This is a genomic window from Nocardia sp. GP40, from assembly GCF_050434125.1.
In the GTDB taxonomy this organism is placed as follows: Bacteria; Actinomycetota; Actinomycetes; order Mycobacteriales; family Mycobacteriaceae; genus Nocardia; species Nocardia albiluteola.
In genome coordinates this window covers 129,051-149,443 of sequence record NZ_JBNPVW010000001.1, presented here as the reverse complement: position 1 = coordinate 149,443, position 20,393 = coordinate 129,051, and the positions used below count along the sequence as shown (strand labels likewise).

The following is a 20,393-nucleotide window of genomic DNA, read 5'->3' as shown; positions in this document are numbered from 1 at the left end:
CATTGCGGGTCAGCCGCGCACGCATCCGCGCGCAGCTAACCGGCCAGTCGTAGGTCGCGCGGCGAGGGAATACCGGCCGCGGTGTATACGCTGGTAGTGGTGCGCTCGCGTCCGGGACACGATCGACGCGCGGCGCACACCACCCGCCCACCGGCGGTCCACCACCTCCTCACTCGGGAGTAACGTAAATAGGCCGTTCAGGCACTCGCTGTCGCTGAACAGCCCCCGCGACGAGATTCGAGGACCCAACACTCATGCCACCGCTTCGTTCACGCACCACCACGGCCGGACGCAATGCCGCAGGCGCACGCGCGCTGTGGCGGGCCACCGGCCTCACCGACTCCGACTTCGGCAAGCCGATCGTCGCCATCGCGAACTCGTACACCCAGTTCGTGCCGGGCCACGTGCACCTCAAGGACGTAGGCGAGATCGTGGCGGGCGCGGTGCGGGCCGCGGGTGGCGTGCCGCGCGAATTCCACACCATCGCCGTCGACGACGGCATCGCGATGGGCCACGGCGGCATGCTGTACTCGCTGCCCAGCCGCGAGATCATCGCCGATTCGGTGGAGTACATGGTCAACGCGCACACCGCCGACGCGCTGGTGTGCATCTCCAACTGCGACAAGATCACCCCGGGCATGCTGAACGCCGCGATGCGGCTGAACATCCCGGTCGTGTTCGTCTCGGGCGGGCCGATGGAGGCCGGTAAGGCCGTGGTCGTGGGCGGTGTCGCGCAGGCGCCGACCGACCTGATCACCGCGATCTCGGCCAGCGCGTCCCCCGATGTCGACGACGACGGCCTCTCCGAGGTCGAGCGCAGCGCCTGCCCGACGTGCGGTTCGTGTTCGGGCATGTTCACCGCCAACTCGATGAACTGCCTGACCGAGGCGCTGGGTCTGGCCCTGCCCGGCAACGGCTCCACGCTGGCCACCCACGCGGCGCGCCGCGCGCTGTTCGAGCGGGCCGGAGCCACGGTCGTCGAGATCGCGAATCGCTGGTACCGCGAGGACGACGCCTCGGTGCTGCCGCGAAACATCGCCAACGCCAAGGCATTCCGCAACGCGATGGCCCTGGACGTGGCGATGGGCGGCTCGACCAACACAGTGCTGCACACCCTGGCCGCCGCGCAGGAGGGCGAGATCGACTTCGATCTCGGCACCATCGACGAGATCTCGCGCCGGGTGCCCTGTCTGTCCAAGGTCTCCCCCAACTCCGATTACCACATGGAGGACGTGCACCGCGCCGGCGGCATCCCCGCCATCCTCGGCGAGCTGCGCCGCGGAGGACTGCTCGAGACCGACGTCACCTCCGTGCACACCCGCACCCTCGACGAGTGGCTGGACACCTGGGACATCCGCTCGGGCAAGGCCAGCGACGAGGCCGTCGAGCTCTTCCACGCCGCACCGGGCGGCGTGCGCACGACCGTGCCGTTCTCGACCGATAACCGCTGGTCCTCGCTGGACACCGATGCCGACAACGGCTGCATCCGCGATATCGCGCACGCCTACACCGTCGAGGGCGGGCTGTGCGTGCTGCGCGGCAATATCGCCCTGGACGGCGCGATCCTCAAGACCGCCGGCATCGACGAGGACCTGTTCACCTTCGAGGGCCCGGCCGTGGTGCTCGAATCCCAGGAGGACGCTGTCTCCGCGATTCTCGCCAAGAAGATCCAGCCGGGCGATGTGGTGGTGATCCGCTACGAGGGTCCTGCGGGCGGACCGGGCATGCAGGAGATGCTGCACCCCACCTCGTTCCTGAAGGGGTTGGGCCTGGGCAAGGTGTGTGCTCTGATCACCGATGGCCGCTTCTCCGGCGGCACCTCGGGCCTGTCCATCGGGCACATGTCCCCCGAGGCGGCTAGCGGCGGCGCCATCGGCCTGATCGAGAACGGTGACCGCATTCGTATCGATGTGCACACCCGCGCGCTCGAATTGCTGGTCTCCGACGAGGTTTTGGCCGAGCGCCGCGCGAAAATGGATGCGCGCGAGCGCCCGTGGCAGCCGGTCGGCCGGGATCGCACCGTTACCACCGCACTTCGGGCGTACGCGGCACTGGCGACCTCGGCCGACAAGGGCGCGGTTCGCCGGGTGCCCTGAGCAGACCCAGCAAGAAGGCCGGGGACTCGCGACGAGTCCCCGGCCTTCGGCGTCTGTCCAGTCAGGACAGGTGGAACAGCAAGGACAGGATTCCCTACCTGGAGATCCCGTGGAACGGATTGCCGCCGTGCAGGTAGAACCAGCTCGCGGCGGCCGCGATCAGCGCCAGGACGAGCACCGCGAACGAACCGAACATCGGGCGGGTGGCCCAGCCGCGGTTGCGGTCGAAGGACAGGCGGCCAGGGCCGGTGAGGATCAGCACGGCGGCCAGGCCCGCGAGGATCGACTCCAGTTCCACTGTCTTGTACTGGAATCCGGGGGCCATCCCCTCCTTCCACAGCCACGCATCGGTGATCGAGGCCAGCACGGCGCCCGCGGCCAGCGGCGTGGCCAGGCCCAGGATGATCAGGATGCCCCCGCCGACCTCGGAGACGGTGAGCAGCGACGCGGACAGCTCGACGTGCTTCCAGCCGCCGTGGGCCAGCATGTCGCGGGTGCCGCCGAGGCCCGGGCCGTGGAACCAGCCCGCCAGCTTCTGCAGGCCGTGATAGAGGAAGGTCAGGCCCAGGACCAGGCGCAGCCCCAGCAGGCCCAGATCCTGGGTGCCGCGCCGGGCATCGGCGCGCGGGCGACGCAGCCGAGCCGCGCCGTCGGGGGGCGTGGGGGCCGGGGGAATCGTGGCGAAGGCGTAGGTGGCCGCGACCGGATCGCCCGCGGGCGGGTCCTTCCTGGTCAGCTTTTCGGTTCGCGCCTCCGCGCCGTGCAAGTCGGGGGTCGCCGCGGGAACATCCGGGTCGAGGCCGAGTTCGTCGTCGGTGCGTGGAACATCCCTGCCGATGGTCTTCATGGACGGGAACTCACCAGTGGGCGCGTCGTAGGGACTGCCCGCTGGCTGCCCGGGTGACATCGGCCCGGAGCGTACATTCGGCTTCTCGGTCACCCGAGAAGACTATGTCGGCACGACGGCCCGCGGGGTGTGTCCAGGCGGCGTGTCCGCGCCACGCGACCGGGCCGTGTCACCCCCTGCGAGCGCCCGCGTGGGTATTTCCGTAACGTCTTCGGCATGAGTTTGGTTGTCGCCGGCCGTGTCGCTGTGAGCGTGGTTGCCACCGCCGGTCTGCTGGCCGGGTGCGCCAGCTTCGACGATTCCGCGTCCAAACCGTTCACTCCCGCGCCGAAGATCATCCCCGAGGGTTCGGGGCCGACCACCACGCCCAGCGTGCCGCCCTCGGCCGCGCGACGCCCCGCCGGACCGTGCGTCGACCCTGATCCGGCCGTCGTGGTGTCCTGCCTGGATACCACCGGCCAGCTCGCCGTCATGCCCGACGGGCAGCAGGCCGTGGTCCCCGAGCGCGTCACCGGACGAATCGTGAAGGTCGTCGCGGTGGATCCCAGTCAGGTGCCGCCGGCTCCGGCCGAGGTCGCCCGGCTCGACGTCGACGCCACGGGCGACGGCGGACTCAGCGATGTCACATTGTCGCCAACATATGCGCAGGACGGGCTGATGTACGCGTACATCACCACGCCGAGCGACAATCGGATCGTGCGCATCGGCGCGGGCGGCGTGCCGAAGCCGATTCTCACCGGAATCCCGAAGGGCCCCACCGGTAATCGCGGTTCCATCGACTTCGTCTCCCCCACCCAGATGGTGGTGATCACCAGCAATGCCGGTAACCCGGCGCTGGCCACCGACCCGAATTCGCTGGCGGGCAAGCTGTTCACCATCGACAACCCGGCGCCGGGCAACGCGACGCCGAAGGTCATCGCCTCGGGCATCGGCGTCGCGGGCGGCGTGTGCCCGGATCACAAGGACACCATCTGGTTCACCGACCGCGTCGCCACCCAGGACCAGCTGCAGCGCATTGCCCCCGACGGCACGGTGAGCACCGGCTGGACCTGGCCGGACCGGCCGGGAGTTTCGGGCTGCGCGGCCGCCGCCGACGGCGTCGCGGTCTCGCTGACCGGCGCCAAGGCCCTGGCCTTCGCGACCGCCGACCCGAACACCCACGCGATCACCACCCCGCCGATGCTGGTGGCGCAGAACAAATACGGCGCACTGAACGGCGCATCCCTGTCCCCGGACGGCTATGTATGGGTCGGCTCGGCCAACAAGCCCTCGGTCACGGGCCCCCTGGACGATCGCATCATCCGCATCCCACCGCCGAAGGGCGGCAGCAGCGGCAGCAAGGACTAGCCGAACCCGAAAACGAATGCGGCGCACCGATTCCGAACCGGTGCGCCGCAGTCGTTCTGTCAAAGGCCGGCCCGACTAGCTCACGCCGCAGGCGGCAAGCACCAGCTCGCGCACGCGCGCCGCATCCGCCTGGCCGCGGGTGGCTTTCATGACGTCACCGACGACCTTGCCGGCGGCCTGGACCTTGCCCGACCGGATCTTCTCGGCGATGTCGGGGTTGGCGGCCAGGGCCTTGTCGACCTCGGCCTGCAGGGCCGAGTCGTCGGAGACCATGCCCAGGCCCTTGGCCTCGACGATGGCGCCGGGCTCGCCCTCGCCGGCCAGGACGAAGTCGACGACCTGCTTGGCGACCTTGCTGTTGATGGTCTTGGCCTCCACCAGGGCGGCGACCTCGGCGACCTGGCGCGGGGTGATGGGCAGTTCCTCGAGGGTCCGCTCGGACTCCTTGGCCTGCTCGGTGAGGTAGTTGACCCACCAGGCGCGCGCGGCGTCCACCGAGGCGCCCGCGTCGACGGTGGCGATGATCAGGTCCAGGGCGCCGGCGTTGATCAGATCGCGGAACACCTCGTCGGACAGGCCCCAGTCGGCCTGGATGCGGGCGCGGCGCAGCCACGGGTACTCGGGGATGGTGCCGCGCAGCTGCTCGATCCAGGCGGCGTCGGGGGCGATCGGCTCCAGGTCGGGCTCGGGGAAGTAGCGGTAGTCCTCCGCGGACTCCTTCGGGCGGCCGGGCGAGGTGGTGCCGTCGGTCTCGTGGAAGTGGCGGGTCTCCATGAGGATGCTGCCGCCCGCGGCGAGCACCGCGGCCTGGCGGCGCATCTCGAACCGCACCGCGACCTCGACGCTCTTGAGCGAGTTCACGTTCTTGGTTTCGGTGCGGGTGCCGAATTCGCTTGCGCCCTTGGGCATCAGCGAGACGTTCGCGTCGCAGCGCAGCGAGCCCTGCTCCATCTTCACATCGGAGACGCCGAGCGATTTCAGGACCTCGCGCAGCGCGGTGACGTACGCGCGGGCGACCTCGGGCGCGCGCTCGGCGGCGCCGGTGACCGGCTTGGTGACGATCTCGATCAGCGGCACACCGGCGCGGTTGTAGTCCAGCAGCGAGTGGCTCGCGCCGTGGATGCGGCCGGTGGCGCCGCCGACGTGCAGCGACTTGCCGGTGTCCTCCTCCATGTGGGCGCGCTCGATCTCGACGCGGAAGGTGGAGCCGTCGTCCAGCACGACGTCCAGGTGGCCGTTCACGGCGATCGGCTCGTCGTACTGGCTGATCTGGTAGTTCTTCGGCTGGTCCGGGTAGAAGTAGTTCTTGCGCGCGAAGCGGCCCCACGGGGCGATCGAGCAGTTCAGCGCCAGCCCGATGCGGATCGCCGACTCGACCGCCTTCTCGTTCACCACCGGCAGCGAGCCGGGCAGGCCCAGGCAGACCGGGCAGACCTGGGTATTCGGCTCCGCGCCGAACTCCGTCGGGCAGCCGCAGAACATCTTGGTCGCCGTGCCCAGCTCGACGTGGACCTCCATGCCCAGCACCGGCTCGAACCGGTCGACGACATCGGCATAGTCCATCAAGTCCACCGTGGGTGCAGTCATGCCGACAAGTCTAAGGACAGCCCCCGACTTCCTCGCCCCCGTCCCCCGTCCGGAGGGATGAAAGCCCTCACCCGCCCGAGCTCGGGTGAGGGCTCCCCTCCTGGGTTGCCGGTCAGTCCGCGGCTATCGCCTCGACGATCGGCATGCGAGCCGCGCGCACCGCGGGCGGTATGGATCCCACGAGCGCGAGGATCAGTGCGGCCGTGGCATAGACCAGCAGCATCGGGCTCGGGCTGTAGACCACCGGAATGGTCATGGCGCGTTCGAACGCGATGTCCGCAAGATACTGGAGTGCCCCGCCCACGGCCAGCCCGAGCAGCGCCCCGCACAGGCCGATGCCCGCCGCCTCGGTCAGGACCGCGCGCAGCAGGAAGCGGCGGCTGGTGCCCATCGCCCGCAGCACACCGAGCTCGCGACGGCGCTCGAGTACCGAGAGCATGAGCGTATTGAGCAGCGCCACGGTCGATACCAGCACCATGATCCACAGGATCGACGTGGACAGCGACGTGCCCTGCTCCACCCCGCGGGTCGTCGCGGCGAGCGCGCCGCGGCCGCTGTCGAGGTGCAGGCCCGCGGGCAGTGACCTGCGGATCAGATCCATTTCGGCGGCCGGGTTCACCCCCGGCGCGAAGCTCACCCCGAGAATGGTCTCCCCGGGCCGGTCGTACCACTGCCGCATCACGTCCAGGTCCAGCAGCACGGTTCCCACGATCGCCGAGAAGTACGGAACCACCTGCAGCACCCGAACGCGGTGCACGCCACTCGGAGTCGGCAGGTCCACCTCCGCCCCCTCCCGCACGCCCAGGGATCGGGCCACATCCCCGGACAAAACAATGCCCGCTCCGGACGCCATCAGATCCGGTACGCCGGGCTTCAGCTCATCGATCAGCCCGACCGGGTCCCCGCGCTCGTACGCCTGCAGCATCACCTGGCCGCGTCCGAGCGTGGCGAAGGCCATCTGCGCCGAGCCGATACCCGAAACACCGGGCAGCGCACCGATTTTCGCCTTCAGATCGGCGGGCAGCAGCGGCCCGGTGGGAAACTGCCCCATCGAGGTGGGACTGATGTAGGCGTCGCGGCGGGCCAGATCGGCGAAGGTCGCACTCGCCGAGTCGACCAGATTGCGCGAGGCGCCGCCCATCGCTACGACCGAGCTGATCCCCACCATGACGGTCATCACCGTCGCCCAGACCCGCTGCGGCGCACGCTCGACCGTGGTGGCGCCCAATGCCCCCGGCGCCCCGAAGATCCGGGCGATCGCCGCGGTTGCCCGGACGATCGGCCCGGTCGCGGCGAAGCACACGTGAAGTGCTCCGGTGACCGCCAGCGCGAGCGAGGCCATCGCGTACCGGCCGATGTCGGCGCCGGCGACGAAGACCGCCACGACGAGCATCGCGATGCCGATGATCAGTGCCGCCCACCGGAACAGCGGACTCACCAGATCGGATTTGGACACCCCGACCGGCGCCAGGGCCTCGATCGGCTCCACCTTGTAGACCTGGCGCGCGGCACTCGCGGCGGCCGCCATGCTGGCGACCACGCAGGCGGCGATCGCCACCGGGACAGCGTATCCCGGCACCATGTAGTCGGTGCGCGCCTGTACCGAGGCCACCATCGCCGGGGGAAGCTGATTGATCGCGAGGCGCCCCGCGAACGCCCCGACGACCGAACCGATTACACCGCCGATCAGCCCCAGCAGCGCCGCCTCGGCGATCAGGTCGCGCACCATCGGCGCCCGCCGCCCGCCGATTGCCCGCAGCATCGAGAGCACCGGACGTCGTTGCGCCACGGCCATACTCATCGCGTTGTAGATCAGGAAGGCCGAGACGATCAGCGCGGCAACCGCGGCCATCGCGGTCGAGTAGCTCACCAGCTGGATGGCCCCGCCCGCCTGCGCGGCACGCAGCCCCGGATCGGCGACCACGGCGCGACCGCCCACCACCTTCGTCAGTTCCGAACGCAGCTGTGTCACATCGGCGTCGGCGGCGGGCACGATCTCGATCGAGTCCAGCGAGCCGGCGCGATTCATGATCTGCTGTGCCATCGGCAATGTGGCCACGACGATGTGCCCGTCGTTGACCTGACGGGACGTCGCGTCGTCGAGCACGCCCGCAACGGTCACCCGCGCCGCGCCGAGGGTGAACTGCTCACCCTTCGTGTAACCCGTTGCGGCGCCGACCAGGACGCCGTTGGGCACGGCGAGCATCGCGAACGCTTGACTGCCGATCGAACCGTTCAGGGAGCTGTCCAACTCCATGACGGTCGCGTCCGCGCCGATCACCAGGGTGTGATCGGCGCTCACCGGCGCCCGCAGCATCGGCACCGCCGCCGCCACCCCCGGCAGCGCCCGGATCGGCTGCAGCAGTTGCTGATCGAATCCGCTGTCGGTGATGCCCGAGACCTCGAGCGCGGCCTTGCCGCCCAGCGCCTTGGACAGCTTGCCGACCGACCCGGTCACCGATCCGGAGATGCTCAGGACCGAGACCAGCAGCGTCGCCGATACCGCCAGCACGGTCAGCGACATCAGGGTGCGCCCGCGGTGCACCAAGAGTTCGCCGATATTGAACAGCCGCAAGCGATCCCAGGCCGCTCGCGGCGAAAATGCGGACGTTGTCACGGACGGACCGCCTGCGCCTCGGCGATCCCGGATCGCACGGCGGCGGGCTCGGGCGCGTCGTCAGCGCTCACGTCGTCGGGCGCATGCGGCCCGGCATGGTCGTGCGCCGTCCGTCCGGCATGCTCCCCCGCCACGATCGAGCCGATTCGCCCGTCCCGCAGCGTGATAACCCGATCGCAGTAGTGTGCCGCGCCCATGTCGTGTGTCACCATCACCACCGAATTACCGGCCTCGGTGATCGAGCCGAGCAGTTCCAGAATCGCCGCGCCGGTCTTGGAATCGAGATTTCCGGTGGGCTCGTCGGCCAGGATCAGCGGCGGATCCATGATCAGCGCCCGCGCCACCGCGACCCGCTGCATCTGCCCGCCGGACAGCTCGGCCGGGCGGTGCTCGGCCCGATCGGCCAGGCCGACGAGCTCGAGCAGTTCCAGCGCGCGCGGTTTGGCCTTGCGTAATCCGGTGCCGTCCAACAGCTTCGGGATGGCGACGTTCTCCCATGCGGTCAGCGTGGGCAGCAGGTTGAAGAACTGGAACACGAAACCGACTCGGTGCCGCCGGAATTCGGACTGCCGGTCGTCGCCCAGACCGCCGATCTCCTCGCCCTGGAAGACGATCGATCCCGAATCCGGAGAATCCAGCGCGCCCAGCAGATGCAGGAGCGTGGATTTTCCCGATCCGGACGGACCGACGATCGAGGCGAACTCACCCGCGCCGATACTCAGGCTGATGCCGTCCAGGGCGCGCACACGCTGCTGCCCCACCCGGTATTCCTTCACGACGTCGGTCAGTTCCAACATGCGGTGCCCTTCTTGCCGAATCAGCTCGCCAGCGCCATCCGTTCATGCGGACGCGGGGCGTCCTGGACGTCGAGTAGCGCCCGCAGCGTGGGCTGTTCGGCGGCCAGTTCGAGATATGCCTCCGCCGGAGACTGTCCTTGCAGCAGAGCCATATCCAACTTCGCATGTACATGGTTGTTCCAGCGGTACCGTAGCGCAGCAAGCACGCCCGCGGGCCCGCCGAACAATCGTTCACAATCCGGAAGTTCCTCGAACAGGCCCGGAGCCGCCGGATCGACGGCCGCCCGGGCCAGGACCTCGTGCAGGATCTCGGTTCGGCTGTGGTGATCGGTCCATGACATCGCACCCACCCCTTCCCTGTTTCGCCGTCGGTGCTGTGCCAACGACGCTACGGACGCCGCGGTCCGGAAACCTCGTGCCGAGGGCGTGAGTTGTTCCCCGCCGGTCTCCGCCCCCGGTAGGAGAGCGCGCCCGCTCCGGGAACGATGTACCAGGGAGTAGGCGGTCGCTAGCCTGGTCATATGGAGGTGATCCGGGTCATAGTGTTCGCGGCCTGCGGCGGGCTGCTGGTGTATGCGGCCTGGAAGGTGGTCACCGGCTGGCGGCACGCCCGCCAGCGCGTAATCGACTTCCACCGCGATCCGTACGGCACCTTCATACGGCACCTGGAGGAGCTGCCGTTCGACTACCCTCCGGCGGTGATCATCGTCGCCGACCTGGGGGCGGCGGTGGCCGCTCTCACCGGCACGGTGCAGCGCAGTCACTACTTTCCCACCGCTGTCCCGATCCTCGCGATGATCCTGGTGAGCTTCACGTTCCCGGTGATGACACTGTTCGGGGCCCTGCCCCGGCCGGTGGCGCTGGCCACGGTCGGACTGGTGGCCCAGGGCCTGTTCCTGCTGCAACCCGTGCCGCTGGACGCCTCGCCCTCGGTGCTGTTCGTCATCACCGGCGAGATCGCGGCGATCGCTCCGAAACGCATCAGCCTGCCCTTCACCGGTATCGCGATAGCCGAGCTGGTCGTGTTCCAGGCGGTCGGGTACACGATCGATGCGCTGCCCTTCTACATCGTCGGCGTCATTCTCGGCACCCTGGTCGGCATCATGATGCAGTACCAGCGGCTGTATCTCTATCAGGAGCGGGAGAACCAGGAGATCCGCGCCGCGCAGGCCGCCGACGCCGAACGTCACCGCATCGCCCGCGAGGTGCACGACGTGATCGCGCATTCGCTGAGCATCACGCTGCTGCACCTGACCGCGGCCCGGCACTCCCTGCAGACCGACCGCGACGTGGACGAGGCCATCGACGCGCTCGCCGACGCCGAACGCCTGGGTCGCCAGGCCATGGCCGATATCCGTCAGACGGTGGGCCTGCTCGACCAGCGCCCGTCCAGCCTGACCCCCGAGCCGACACTCGACGACATCGAGGATCTGGCCGAGGATTTCGGCCGCGCCGGGCTGAACGTCGACTTCTCACTCTCCGGCGACACCCGCGCGGTCTCCGCGACGACGGGCCTGGCGCTGTTCCGGATCAGCCAGGAATCCCTCGCCAACATCGCCAAGCACGCCCCCGATGCCGCGGCCACCCTGCGCATCGAGGTGACCGACAGCGAGGTCACCGTCCTGGTGACCAACACGATCGACGACCCCGCGCCGGTGCGCCGCGGGCGGGGCATGGGTCTGCCGGGAATGCGCCAGCGCGCCACTCTCATCGGCGGCACCCTCACCGCGGGACCGAACCGGGGCGGGTGGGAGGTGCGCGCCGGATTCCCGATCGCCGCTGCCCGCCCGGTTCTGCCGTGCGGGAGCCCCGCACCGGACGCCCCACTGCGCATCGTGCGCGAGGCATTCAGCTCCGTTACTCGAAAGCTCCAGGAGGGCATGTGATCCCGGCTACCCCGACGAACGCCGAGGAGACCGGGGACGACGTCGTCGTCGTGCTGGTGGTCGACGATCAGGAACTGGTGCGCGGCGGCCTGCGCCGAATCCTGCGCCGGCGCGACGGATTCCACGTCACCGAGTGCGCCGACGGCGACGAGGTGCCCGCGGCCCTGGCCGCCCAGCCCGCCGATGTGGTGCTGATGGATCTGCGGATGAAACGCCTCGGCGGAATCGACGCCACCCGCACCCTGCGGGCCCGCGCCGACGCGCCCCCGGTGCTCGTGCTGACCACTTTCGACGACGATCAGCTACTTTCTGGCGCACTGCGGGCGGGCGCGGCGGGGTTCATCCTGAAGGACTCCCCCGCCGAGGATCTGATCCGCGCGGTGCGCACCGTCGCCGACGGCGGCTCGTGGCTCGATCCGTCGGTCACCGGACGGGTGCTGTCGGCCTACCGAACGGTCCGCCCGACCCCCGCCGGCGGCCGCAGCCGCCTGGACGAGCTGACCGCGCGCGAACTCGAGGTGCTGCAGCGGATCGGCCGCGGGCGGGTCAACACCGAGATCGCCGCGGAGCTGGGTATCTCCGAGGTGACCGTAAAGAGCCACGTAGGGCACATTTTCGGCAAGCTCGGGTTACGCGACCGGGCGGCGGCGATCGTCTTCGCGTTTGACCACGGCGTGGTAACACCCGGAGAATCGTCTCGATAGAGGGGCAGGCAATCCCGGTGCGGCAGCCGGGCACCGGTGTCACACCCTGCCCAGGGAGTGGAGGTTTCACGGGTGAACGCGACGCGATCACGAGCCGGGAGCAGATTCGGCCCGTACGAGCTGCGCTCACTCATCGGCCGCGGCGGCATGGGCGAGGTCTACGAGGCGTACGACACGCACAACGATCGCGTGGTTGCCCTGAAGTTGCTGCCTGCGGAGCTGGCGCAGGATCCGACCTACCGCGAGCGATTCCGCCGCGAATCCCATGCCGCGACGCGCATCGCCGATCCGCACATCGTCCCGATCAATCGCTCGGGCGAGATCGAGGGCACGCTCTATCTCGACATGCGCCTCATCCGGGGAGACGATCTGCGCGCGCTGCTGCGCCGCCAGGGCGCGATGGATCCCGAACGCGCCGTGCACATCGTCGCGCAGGTGGGCGCCGCCCTGGACGCCGCGCACGCCGCCGGGCTGGTGCATCGCGACGTGAAACCCGCCAATGTCCTTGTCACGCCGACCGATTTCGCATTTCTGACCGATTTCGGCATCGCCCGCAGCGAGGGCGACAGCTCGACCACCATGGTGGGCATCACCGCCGGTTCGTACACCTACATGGCCCCCGAGCGCTTCGACTCCGGCCCGATTACCGGGCGCGCGGACACCTACTCGCTGGCCTGTGTGCTGTTCGAATGCCTCACCGGCGCAACGCCCTTCGCGGTGCAGAACGTCAGCACGCTGATCCGATCGCATCTGTCCGATCCGCCCCCGCGGCCCAGCCTGTACCGGCCGGACATCCCGGAGGCGCTGGACGCGGTGATCGCGCACGCCATGTCCAAATCGCCCGCCGATCGCTTCGCCAGCACCGGGGAATTCGCGGGCGCCGCGCGGGCGGCGGTGGGGCTGACCGCCGGATCCGAGCCCACCACACGGGAATACGTGCCCGAGCCGGAGCACGAGGCCCCGGCGCCGTCCCGGCTCGCGCCCGGACCGGGTGCGCCGCCCCCGGTGCCCGAGACCACGACATTCCAGCCGTTCGGGCCGCAGGGCCCGACAATCGCGGCCCAGTTCCAGCCGCGCGGGGAAGCGCCGCCGGAACAGCCGCGGTCCGCCGATCCGATGCCCGGCTCCCCGACGACGGTCATGCGTTCCGGTGCTCCGTCACCCGGCGCCGAGCGGAACTACCCGGGCGCACCCGCATCGACGACCGATTCGCCGGCCGGTGCCATGCCCCGGGGACCGGTGCCGTCCACGGAATCCTCCGACGACACTCCGGGCGCCGCTGTACAGCGCAGTTACACCACCACCGGCTCGCTGCGGATCATCGCACCGCCCTCCCCGGAGGACCGGGACACCGGCAGCGATCTGCCGGTGATCACGCCCACGGACGCGACGCAGGTGCGTCGCGAGGAATTTCAGTTCACCCCCCTGCCGACGCGGGAAACCGCGCGGGATCAGGCAGCATCGACGCCCCGGGCGGTCACGCCGGCCCCCGGCGTATCCCCGCAGACGACGAAGATGCCGGTGCAGGGGCTGAATCTGCCCGCGTCCGAGCAGAATCCGTCGACGCGGGGACTCGATCTGCCGCCGCAGTCGCCGGCCCTGCCGCAGCGTAAACCGCGCGACACGTCACCGCGGACCGAACTGCTTCCGTCGCCGGGCACTGCCGGCCCCGGGCGAAACGACGTCTACCGGTCCGAATCCGGCGACGAGACCACCTACATGCGCGCCGAACCGGACGCCTACGGCGAATACGACCGGGGCGACGAGCACGGCCGGTACGAGCACGGCGGATACCCCCTGAACGAGTATCAGGAGGAGCCGCATTCGGCGCGCGCCTACAACTCGGCCGAGGGCTATGACCACGCCGGGTACGAACATGCCTCCGGCACAGGCGAGTACGGCTATTCGGAGGCCGAATACGCCGCCGAGGGCGAATATGCCTACGCCGAAGGCGAGTACCACGGCGCCGCGGGCGAATACGGATACGCCCAGCACGAATACGGCTCCGCGGAGGGCGAATACGAGTACGCCGAGGGCGAATACGCCGGCGCCGAGGGCGAATACGAGTACGCGGAGGGCGAATACGGCACGGCCGAGGACAAGAAGCCGCCGGCCAAGCGCTCGGTGGCGCTGCCGGTCGTACTCAGCGTCCTCGGCATCGCCGTGGCCGTAGGCGCGGCGGTGATCGGATGGCAGGTGCTGGGCAAGCCCGGCGGCAGCACCACCACCGGCGCCGCCAACGTCTCCACCGCCGCACCGGTCGTCGCGACCACCGGCCCCGCCGGCGCGCCGGTGACCTCGGCCGCGGACACCACCACCAGCGCCGCCCGCAAGACCCCGCCGGCTGGGGCAACCGTCTGCCGATCCACCTCGTCCACGGAGACCCCGTATACCAAGTCGGCCGTGGGCTCGGGAACGACCTGCGGATTCGCCGAGGCGGTTCGCAAGGCCTATGCGGCCGAGTCCTCCGAATCCGGTACCGCCACACCCTCGTCGGTGGTCGCTGTCAGTCCTGCCACCGGGAAGTCATACACGCTGAGCTGCACGGCGACCGGTCGGCTGATCACCTGCACCGGCGGCGACGGCGCGATGGTGTACCTGTACTGAGCACCGCCGGACATGGCTCGCCGTTCGTCACAAATAGGACACCTTCGGTCGCTCCGGTTGACCGCAGGACCACGACGGCACAGAATTCCTCGACCAACCGGTGGCCCGTGCACGAGCCACCGCGCGAAAGCTGGAGGATAGCCGGGTGTACGTAGCGGGAACGCTGGGCAGGCGCGGCGGACGCCTCATCGCGGCGGTGTGCGGGCTCGCCCTGACCGTCGCGGCCTGCGTGGGATGTTCGGCCAAGCCTCCGCAGGACGACACGGCGGGGGTGTTGTCGCGGCCCGTCAACGCGGCCCCGGGCGCGGTCGTCGCGATGCCGGGCACGCTGGCCGCGGACTTCGCCACGCTGCTGCCGACGCTGGGCGGCCACGCCGGGATGGCGATCATGGCCGCGGGCGGCAATGTCGTAGCGACCATGGGCGACTGGAAGACCGGCCCGGCCTGGTCGACGATGAAGATTCCGCTGGCCCTCGCGACGCTGCACAGCGACAGCAACACGCCCGGCTACGAGCTCTCCGCGGCGATCACCGAATCCGACAACAGCGCCGCCGATCAGCTGTGGCAGTCCCTCGGCACGCCCGATCAGGCCGCCGCGCAGGTCGCTGCGATTCTGCGCCAGGGCGGCGATACCACCACCCAGGTGCCCGCGAACCGCGCACGAGCGGACTACTCTGCCTTCGGCCAGGCCACCTGGGCCCTCACCGATCAGGTGCGGTTCGCCTCGCGCCTGCCCTGCCTGCCCAATGCCGGCACGGTGACCGATCTGATGGGCAAGGTGGTGTCCAGCCAGCAGTGGGGCCTGGGCCATGTCGACAACGCGTCCTACAAGGGCGGGTGGGGTCCCGATCAGGCGGGCAACTATCTGGTCCGCCAGCTCGGGCTGGTCCAGACACCCAACGGTCAGATGGCGGTCGCCGTTGCCGCGCAGGCGAACTCGGGCGGCCTCGACGACGGCGAGGCGATGCTGACCAAGATCGCGCCCCTGATCGTCAAGCATCTGGGCGACCTGCCGGCCGGGAAATGCCAAACGGGACATTGAGCCCACAGGGCCCGGCACCGACTGTTCACGGACCCGAATCCTCGCCGTCACGGCAATGACGGCATGATGGGCGGCATGCGCATCGGAGTCTTGACCGGAGGCGGAGACTGCCCAGGACTGAACGCGGTCATCCGAGCCGTCGTCCGCACCGCGAACGGCCGGTACGGCGACGCGATCGTCGGCTTCCAGGACGGGTGGCGCGGCCTACTGGAGGATCGCAAGATCCAGATCCTCAACGACGACCGCACCGACCGCCTGCTCACCAAGGGCGGCACCATGCTCGGCACGGCGCGCACCAATCCGGACGTCCTGCGCGAGGGACTCGGCCGGATCAGGCAGACCCTGGACGACAACGGCATCGACGCGCTCATCCCGATCGGCGGCGAGGGCACCCTGACCGCGGCCAGCTGGCTCGCCGATGAGGGCGTACCGGTCGTCGGGGTGCCCAAGACCATCGACAACGACATCGACTGCACCGACACCACGTTCGGGCACGACACCGCCGTCACCATCGCCACCGACGCCATCGACCGGTTGCACACCACCGCCGAATCGCATCAGCGCGTCATGCTGGTGGAGATCATGGGCCGGCACGCGGGCTGGATCGCGATGAACGCCGGCATCGCCTCCGGCGCCCACCTGACGCTGGTGCCCGAGGTGCCCTTCGACGTCGACGAGGTGTGCACGCTGATCAAACGCCGCTTCCAGCGTGGGGATTCACACTTCATCTGCGTCGTTGCCGAGGGCGCGAAGCCCGCCGAGGGATCCTTCGCGCTGCGGCAGGGCGGCATCGACGAATACGGGCACGAGCGGTTCACCGGGGTGGCGCACCAGCTGGGCGTGGAGATCGAGCGCCGCATCGGCAAGGAGGTGCGTACCACCGTGCTCGGGCACGTGCAGCGCGGCGGCACCCCGACTGCCTACGACCGGGTGCTGGCGACCCGTTTCGGCGTGCACGCCACCGAGGCCGTGCACGACGGCCAGTTCGGGCAGATGGTGGCGCTGCACGGCAACGACATCAACCTGGTGCCGCTGTCGGAGGCCACCAAACAGCTGAAGCTTGTGCCCACCAACAGGTATCAGGAAGCGGCCGCCTTCTTCGGCTGAGCCGTATCGGCCGATCGCTACGGCATCGCCGCGCCGGACGGCGCCGATACTGCACCAGCCGGTCCCGCGTCCGTCGAGCCGGCCTGCTCCATCCGGCGGCTGCGGTACCGCACCAGCGCCCACAGCAGCACCGCCTCCGCGATCGCGGTGAACACCGTGAGGAACTGGCTGAAGTAACTGGCCAGCACGTTGACCACGGTCAGCGAGACGACATCCGACCAGATGCCCAGCCGCAGCGCGGTCTCCTCGTGCCCGCGCAGCCACGCCACCGCGGCGGCCGCGCAGCCGATGCCCACCGCGGCCTCGGCCACGGCGGCGATCGACAGCCCCACCATCGACTTCCAGCCGTGGCCCTGGGTGACGTCGAGCAGGTGGTTCAGCTGCGGCCAGCGCGAATGCCATCCGGCGATCACGACACCCGCCAGGATCAAGCGCAGCAGCGACCAGATCGCGTGCGCGATCAGCACCGCGATCAGCACGACGCGCAGCGCGGGCAGCGGCAGGAAGCGGTTCTCGAACCGGACACCGAGGCGAGCCAGGCGCCCGCCGACGGTCGGCGCGACATCACAGGACACCGCCCGCACGTAGTTGGTCAGCGCCGCGTGGAGTTCGCGCTGCTGCGGACCGCACCCCTCGATGTCCACCGCGCGCAGCTCGGCCAGCAGCAGCTCGCGGCGCTGGGAGGTCAGGCGGGTGCCGACGAACTGGCCCACCTCCTGGGTGACCGCGCCCAGCGCCTGCTCCGGTGAGCGGGCCGTGCGGTGCGCCGAGGTCCGCGCGACCGCGACGGTCAGCAGGAACACCAGATAGATGATCGGCGCGGCCAGCGGGAAGAAATAGTTGTTGTTGGAGGTGATGAACTTGCCCACCTCGTCGATGAACAGACCCAGCCCGACGCCGGACAGCAGCGCCGCCCAGATCATCGCCCGCCGGCCCGAGGACATCAGCAGCAGCAGGACGGAGATGACCAGCAGCAGGCCGCCGAACAGGGCGTGGGCGATGTGATAGGTGCCCCCGCCGATCTTCGGGTATCCCGAGGCCATCAGGTACAGCCGGGTGATCACGACGGTGAGCCCGAAGGCCACCGCCATCAACGTCACCAGCCGCCCCGCCTCCGGCCGCCACCGCATCCTCATGCCCTGTGCGCCGATCATGAGTGTCCACACTGTCACATGACGATCCGGCGGCGGTGGACGATCGGGATTCCGGCGCCTACAGCGGGGTCTTGTCCCACCACTGCGCCAGCACCTCGTGCGGCGGGGTGTCCGAGCCCGGCTCCGCCGAACCGCTGTCGTAGGCGTACAGCACCGCGGTGGCGCGGGACGGATCGGCGTCGAAGCTGACCACCATCTCGGCGGTCTCGGCGTGCTCGTCGTCGGACTCGGCCCAGCTGCGCTGGGTGTAGCTGCTGTCGCCCTTGCTACCGGACGCGGTGCTGTTCGGCGGCACCGCGGCCAGCGCGGCCCGGGCGTTCGCGGCGGTATCGAACACCACGATCGCGTAGCCGAGCGAGGTCTGACGCGAGGTGCATTCCCACGCGCCGAGCCAATTCGCCTGGGCCAGTGGACCACTGCGCCGGGTCCGGCCGCCGGTCTGCAGCACCTTTCCGGGTTGCCCCTGGGTGCTGCGCTCGCAGGCGACCCGGCCCTGATACGCGTCACCGGAGCTCGAATCCCCCTGCGGCAGCAGCGTCGGGAAGTACCGCGCAATCGCGGCGACCGGATCCTGCTGGCCGGGGACGGAGGTCGCCGAGGGTGGTGCGCCCCCCGTCGGCCGGGCAGCATCGGTGGCCAGACCGCTCTGCCGCAGACCGGGATTCACGCCCGTGGTCCGGTGCGGCGAACCACCCGACAGCATGAAGAGTCCCGCAACGACCACGACCAGTACGGCCACCACGCCGAGTACCGCCCATAGCAGCGCACTCGACGATCGTCTTCTATGACGTTGCAGCAAAACAGAATTCGGAGGAAATCCGGTGGGGTTCGGGGACAGCAGCGGCGGTGCGGCCGGCGGAACCGGGGGGACGGACGACGGCGCCTGAGGCACAGGCTGATTGGGAAGTTGCGGCGGCACGGCCGGATTCACGTGACCGTTGAGCGGGGCGCCCGGCGCCAGCGGCGGCGCACTCTGCGGCGCGGCCGCGCCCACCGGCATGCCCGGATATCCCCCGCCGGGCACCGGCAGCGCCGCCGGCTTCGGCGCCGTCAGAGCGTGTTTCGCCGCGGCCGCGAACTCCGAGCAGGTGGCGAATCGGTCCGCCGCTCGCTTGGCCATCGACCGGGCCAGCACGAGATCCATCGCCGGATTCAGTCCCGCGCGCCGCGCGCTGATCGGCGGCACCGGCAGTTGCAGATGCCCGTGGATGAGCTCGTTGGCATCCTCCGAATCGAAGGGCCCCGCTCCACACAGCAGCCAGTACAGCGCACAACCCAGCGCATACTGGTCCGAGCGATTGTCCAGCGGCGAACCGGTCATCTGCTCCGGCGAGGCGTAGGCCAGTGTGGCGGTGAACATCCCGTCCTGGGTGAGATGGGTGGAGTCCTCCCGCAGCCGCGCGATGCCGAAGTCGGTGAGGTAGACCCGCTCCCCCTTGCCACCCACGGCGCGACCCAGCAGAATGTTGGCGGGCTTCACATCCCGGTGCAGCACCCCGTTGCCGTGCGCGTAATCCAGTGCGGCCGCGACACCCTCGATGATCTGGACCGCCCGCGCCGGCGGCAGCGTCAGCGGATTCACCGTGGCCGCATCCACACCGTCGACGTACTGCATGCTGATCCACAGCTGTTCGTCCTCGATCCCGCGGTCGTAGACCTCCACGATGTTCGGATGATCGAGCTGGGCGACCAGATTGGCCTCGCGTTCGAAGCGGGCGCGGATCTCCTTATCGGCGAACAGTTCTCGGTTCAGCAGTTTCAGCGCGGTCTGTCGCTGTAGCCGCGGATGGCGCGCCAGGTAGACCGACCCCATGCCGCCCTGCCCGACCAGGTGCTCGATCGTGAAACCGGCGAACACGTCACCGCTGCGCAACAACTCACGATCCCCTTCCAGCGGTGGCTCATCGCGTCACGCGATCCTACTCGAACCCGACCTGCTCAGCCCGGCGTCACCAGGCCCGATTCGTAGGCCAGCACCACCGCCTGCGCGCGGTCGCGCAGATCCAGCTTCGAAAACACCTTCGATACATGGGTTTTCACGGTCTGCTCGGCGACGAATAGGGCCTTGGCGATCTCGGCGTTGGACATCCCCCGCGCGATGAGCTCGAGCACCTCACGTTCGCGCGGGGTGAGCGAGTCCAGCGCCGGGGACGGCTTGGGCCGGGCACGGCGGCGGGTGACATCGGCGATGAGCCTTCGGGTGACGGTCGGGGCCAGCAGCGCCTGCCCCTCGGACACGACACGCACCGCCCGGACCAATTCGTCGGCGGGAGCGTCCTTGAGCAGGAATCCGCTGGCGCCCAGACTCAATGCCTCGTAGACGTAGTCGTCGATGTCGAAGGTGGTGAGCATCAGCACCCGCACGGGCGGGTCGAATCCGGCCGCGAGGATGGCCCGGGCGGCGTCCAGGCCGTTCATCTCCGGCATACGCACGTCCATCAGCACCACATCGGGGCGCAGGCGTTTGGCCTCGGTGACCGCGACCCGGCCGTTGGGCGCGTCCCCGACGACGCTGATATCGGACTGCGCGGCCAGCAGCGCCCCGAAGCCCTGCCGGACCATCGCCTGGTCGTCGGCGATCAAGACGGTGATGGGCACGCCC

15 protein-coding genes are annotated in these 20,393 nt (G+C 69.7%); 7 read left to right on the top strand and 8 right to left on the bottom strand.

What is annotated here, in order from left to right:
* The first annotated feature begins 254 nt into the window (after nucleotides 1–254).
* Entirely contained in the window at nucleotides 255–2,096 is a 1,842-nt protein-coding gene (gene ilvD, locus ABH933_RS00605; protein WP_429413824.1) for a dihydroxy-acid dehydratase, read from the top strand.
* A 94-nt stretch (nucleotides 2,097–2,190) separates the two neighbouring features.
* Here ilvD and ABH933_RS00600 read toward each other — a convergent pair whose 3' ends face one another.
* Nucleotides 2,191–3,003, bottom strand: coding sequence for a DoxX family protein (locus ABH933_RS00600; RefSeq protein WP_429413821.1), 813 nt, complete (start codon nucleotides 3,001–3,003; stop codon nucleotides 2,191–2,193).
* A 156-nt stretch (nucleotides 3,004–3,159) separates the two neighbouring features.
* Here ABH933_RS00600 and ABH933_RS00595 point away from each other — a divergent pair, with 156 nt between their 5' ends.
* A complete protein-coding gene (locus tag ABH933_RS00595; protein WP_429413819.1) occupies nucleotides 3,160–4,290 on the top strand; it encodes a PQQ-dependent sugar dehydrogenase in 1,131 nt (376 codons plus the stop codon).
* A gap of 75 nt (nucleotides 4,291–4,365) precedes the next feature.
* Here ABH933_RS00595 and gatB read toward each other — a convergent pair whose 3' ends face one another.
* The 4 genes from gatB to ABH933_RS00575 form a co-directional block, all read right to left on the bottom strand.
* The gene (gene gatB, locus ABH933_RS00590) at nucleotides 4,366–5,877 is read right to left on the bottom strand and encodes an Asp-tRNA(Asn)/Glu-tRNA(Gln) amidotransferase subunit GatB (protein ID WP_429413816.1); all 1,512 of its coding nucleotides are present in this window, start codon (nucleotides 5,875–5,877) and stop codon (nucleotides 4,366–4,368) included.
* 112 nt (nucleotides 5,878–5,989) lie between these two features.
* Complete coding sequence (locus tag ABH933_RS00585; protein WP_429413813.1) at nucleotides 5,990–8,494, bottom strand: ABC transporter permease; 2,505 nt, start codon at nucleotides 8,492–8,494, stop codon at nucleotides 5,990–5,992.
* A complete protein-coding gene (locus ABH933_RS00580) occupies nucleotides 8,491–9,291 on the bottom strand; it encodes an ABC transporter ATP-binding protein (protein WP_429413810.1) in 801 nt (266 codons plus the stop codon). The genes ABH933_RS00585 and ABH933_RS00580 overlap by 4 nt, the downstream gene beginning before the upstream one ends.
* A 20-nt stretch (nucleotides 9,292–9,311) precedes the next feature.
* Nucleotides 9,312–9,632 carry a hypothetical protein gene (locus ABH933_RS00575; RefSeq protein WP_429413807.1) on the bottom strand — a complete coding sequence of 107 codons (321 nt, stop codon included), beginning with the start codon at nucleotides 9,630–9,632 and terminating at the stop codon, nucleotides 9,312–9,314.
* Nucleotides 9,633–9,812: 180 nt separating this feature from the next.
* On the opposite strand from ABH933_RS00575, the gene ABH933_RS00570 reads away from it, so the two are divergent.
* From ABH933_RS00570 to ABH933_RS00550, 5 genes are all read left to right on the top strand, one after another.
* Nucleotides 9,813–11,177 carry a sensor histidine kinase gene (locus tag ABH933_RS00570; protein WP_429413804.1) on the top strand — a complete coding sequence of 455 codons (1,365 nt, stop codon included), beginning with the start codon at nucleotides 9,813–9,815 and terminating at the stop codon, nucleotides 11,175–11,177.
* A gap of 50 nt (nucleotides 11,178–11,227) precedes the next feature.
* On the top strand, nucleotides 11,228–11,881 hold the full coding sequence (locus ABH933_RS00565) for a response regulator transcription factor (protein WP_429415613.1): 654 nt from the start codon (nucleotides 11,228–11,230) through the stop codon (nucleotides 11,879–11,881).
* A gap of 72 nt (nucleotides 11,882–11,953) precedes the next feature.
* Nucleotides 11,954–14,488 carry a protein kinase domain-containing protein gene (locus ABH933_RS00560; protein WP_429413801.1) on the top strand — a complete coding sequence of 845 codons (2,535 nt, stop codon included), beginning with the start codon at nucleotides 11,954–11,956 and terminating at the stop codon, nucleotides 14,486–14,488.
* 145 nt (nucleotides 14,489–14,633) lie between these two features.
* Complete coding sequence (locus ABH933_RS00555) at nucleotides 14,634–15,530, top strand: hypothetical protein (RefSeq protein WP_429413798.1); 897 nt, start codon at nucleotides 14,634–14,636, stop codon at nucleotides 15,528–15,530.
* Nucleotides 15,531–15,605: 75 nt separating this feature from the next.
* Entirely contained in the window at nucleotides 15,606–16,637 is a 1,032-nt protein-coding gene (locus tag ABH933_RS00550) for an ATP-dependent 6-phosphofructokinase (RefSeq protein ID WP_215918630.1), read from the top strand.
* Nucleotides 16,638–16,654: 17 nt separating this feature from the next.
* On the opposite strand, the gene ABH933_RS00545 is transcribed toward ABH933_RS00550, so the two are convergent.
* The 3 genes from ABH933_RS00545 to ABH933_RS00535 form a co-directional block, all read right to left on the bottom strand.
* On the bottom strand, nucleotides 16,655–17,809 hold the full coding sequence (locus ABH933_RS00545; protein ID WP_429413795.1) for a hypothetical protein: 1,155 nt from the start codon (nucleotides 17,807–17,809) through the stop codon (nucleotides 16,655–16,657).
* 40 nt (nucleotides 17,810–17,849) lie between these two features.
* Nucleotides 17,850–19,667 (bottom strand): serine/threonine-protein kinase, encoded by a 1,818-nt coding sequence (locus ABH933_RS00540; RefSeq protein ID WP_429413793.1) that lies wholly within the window; start codon nucleotides 19,665–19,667, stop codon nucleotides 17,850–17,852.
* 62 nt (nucleotides 19,668–19,729) lie between these two features.
* Nucleotides 19,730–20,389 carry a response regulator gene (locus ABH933_RS00535; protein WP_215918627.1) on the bottom strand — a complete coding sequence of 220 codons (660 nt, stop codon included), beginning with the start codon at nucleotides 20,387–20,389 and terminating at the stop codon, nucleotides 19,730–19,732.
* Nucleotides 20,390–20,393 lie beyond the last annotated feature (4 nt).

What these genes read in the sequence shown, in the direction of transcription:
- ilvD (WP_429413824.1), top strand. Translation starts at nt 255, where the DNA reads ATGCCACCGCTTCGTTCACGCACCACCACGGCCGGACGCAATGCCGCA.
- ABH933_RS00600 (WP_429413821.1), bottom strand. Translation starts at nt 3,003, where the DNA reads ATGTCACCCGGGCAGCCAGCGGGCAGTCCCTACGACGCGCCCACTGGT.
- ABH933_RS00595 (WP_429413819.1), top strand. Translation starts at nt 3,160, where the DNA reads ATGAGTTTGGTTGTCGCCGGCCGTGTCGCTGTGAGCGTGGTTGCCACC.
- gatB (WP_429413816.1), bottom strand. Translation starts at nt 5,877, where the DNA reads ATGACTGCACCCACGGTGGACTTGATGGACTATGCCGATGTCGTCGAC.
- ABH933_RS00580 (WP_429413810.1), bottom strand. Translation starts at nt 9,291, where the DNA reads ATGTTGGAACTGACCGACGTCGTGAAGGAATACCGGGTGGGGCAGCAG.
- ABH933_RS00575 (WP_429413807.1), bottom strand. Translation starts at nt 9,632, where the DNA reads ATGTCATGGACCGATCACCACAGCCGAACCGAGATCCTGCACGAGGTC.
- ABH933_RS00570 (WP_429413804.1), top strand. Translation starts at nt 9,813, where the DNA reads ATGGAGGTGATCCGGGTCATAGTGTTCGCGGCCTGCGGCGGGCTGCTG.
- ABH933_RS00550 (WP_215918630.1), top strand. Translation starts at nt 15,606, where the DNA reads ATGCGCATCGGAGTCTTGACCGGAGGCGGAGACTGCCCAGGACTGAAC.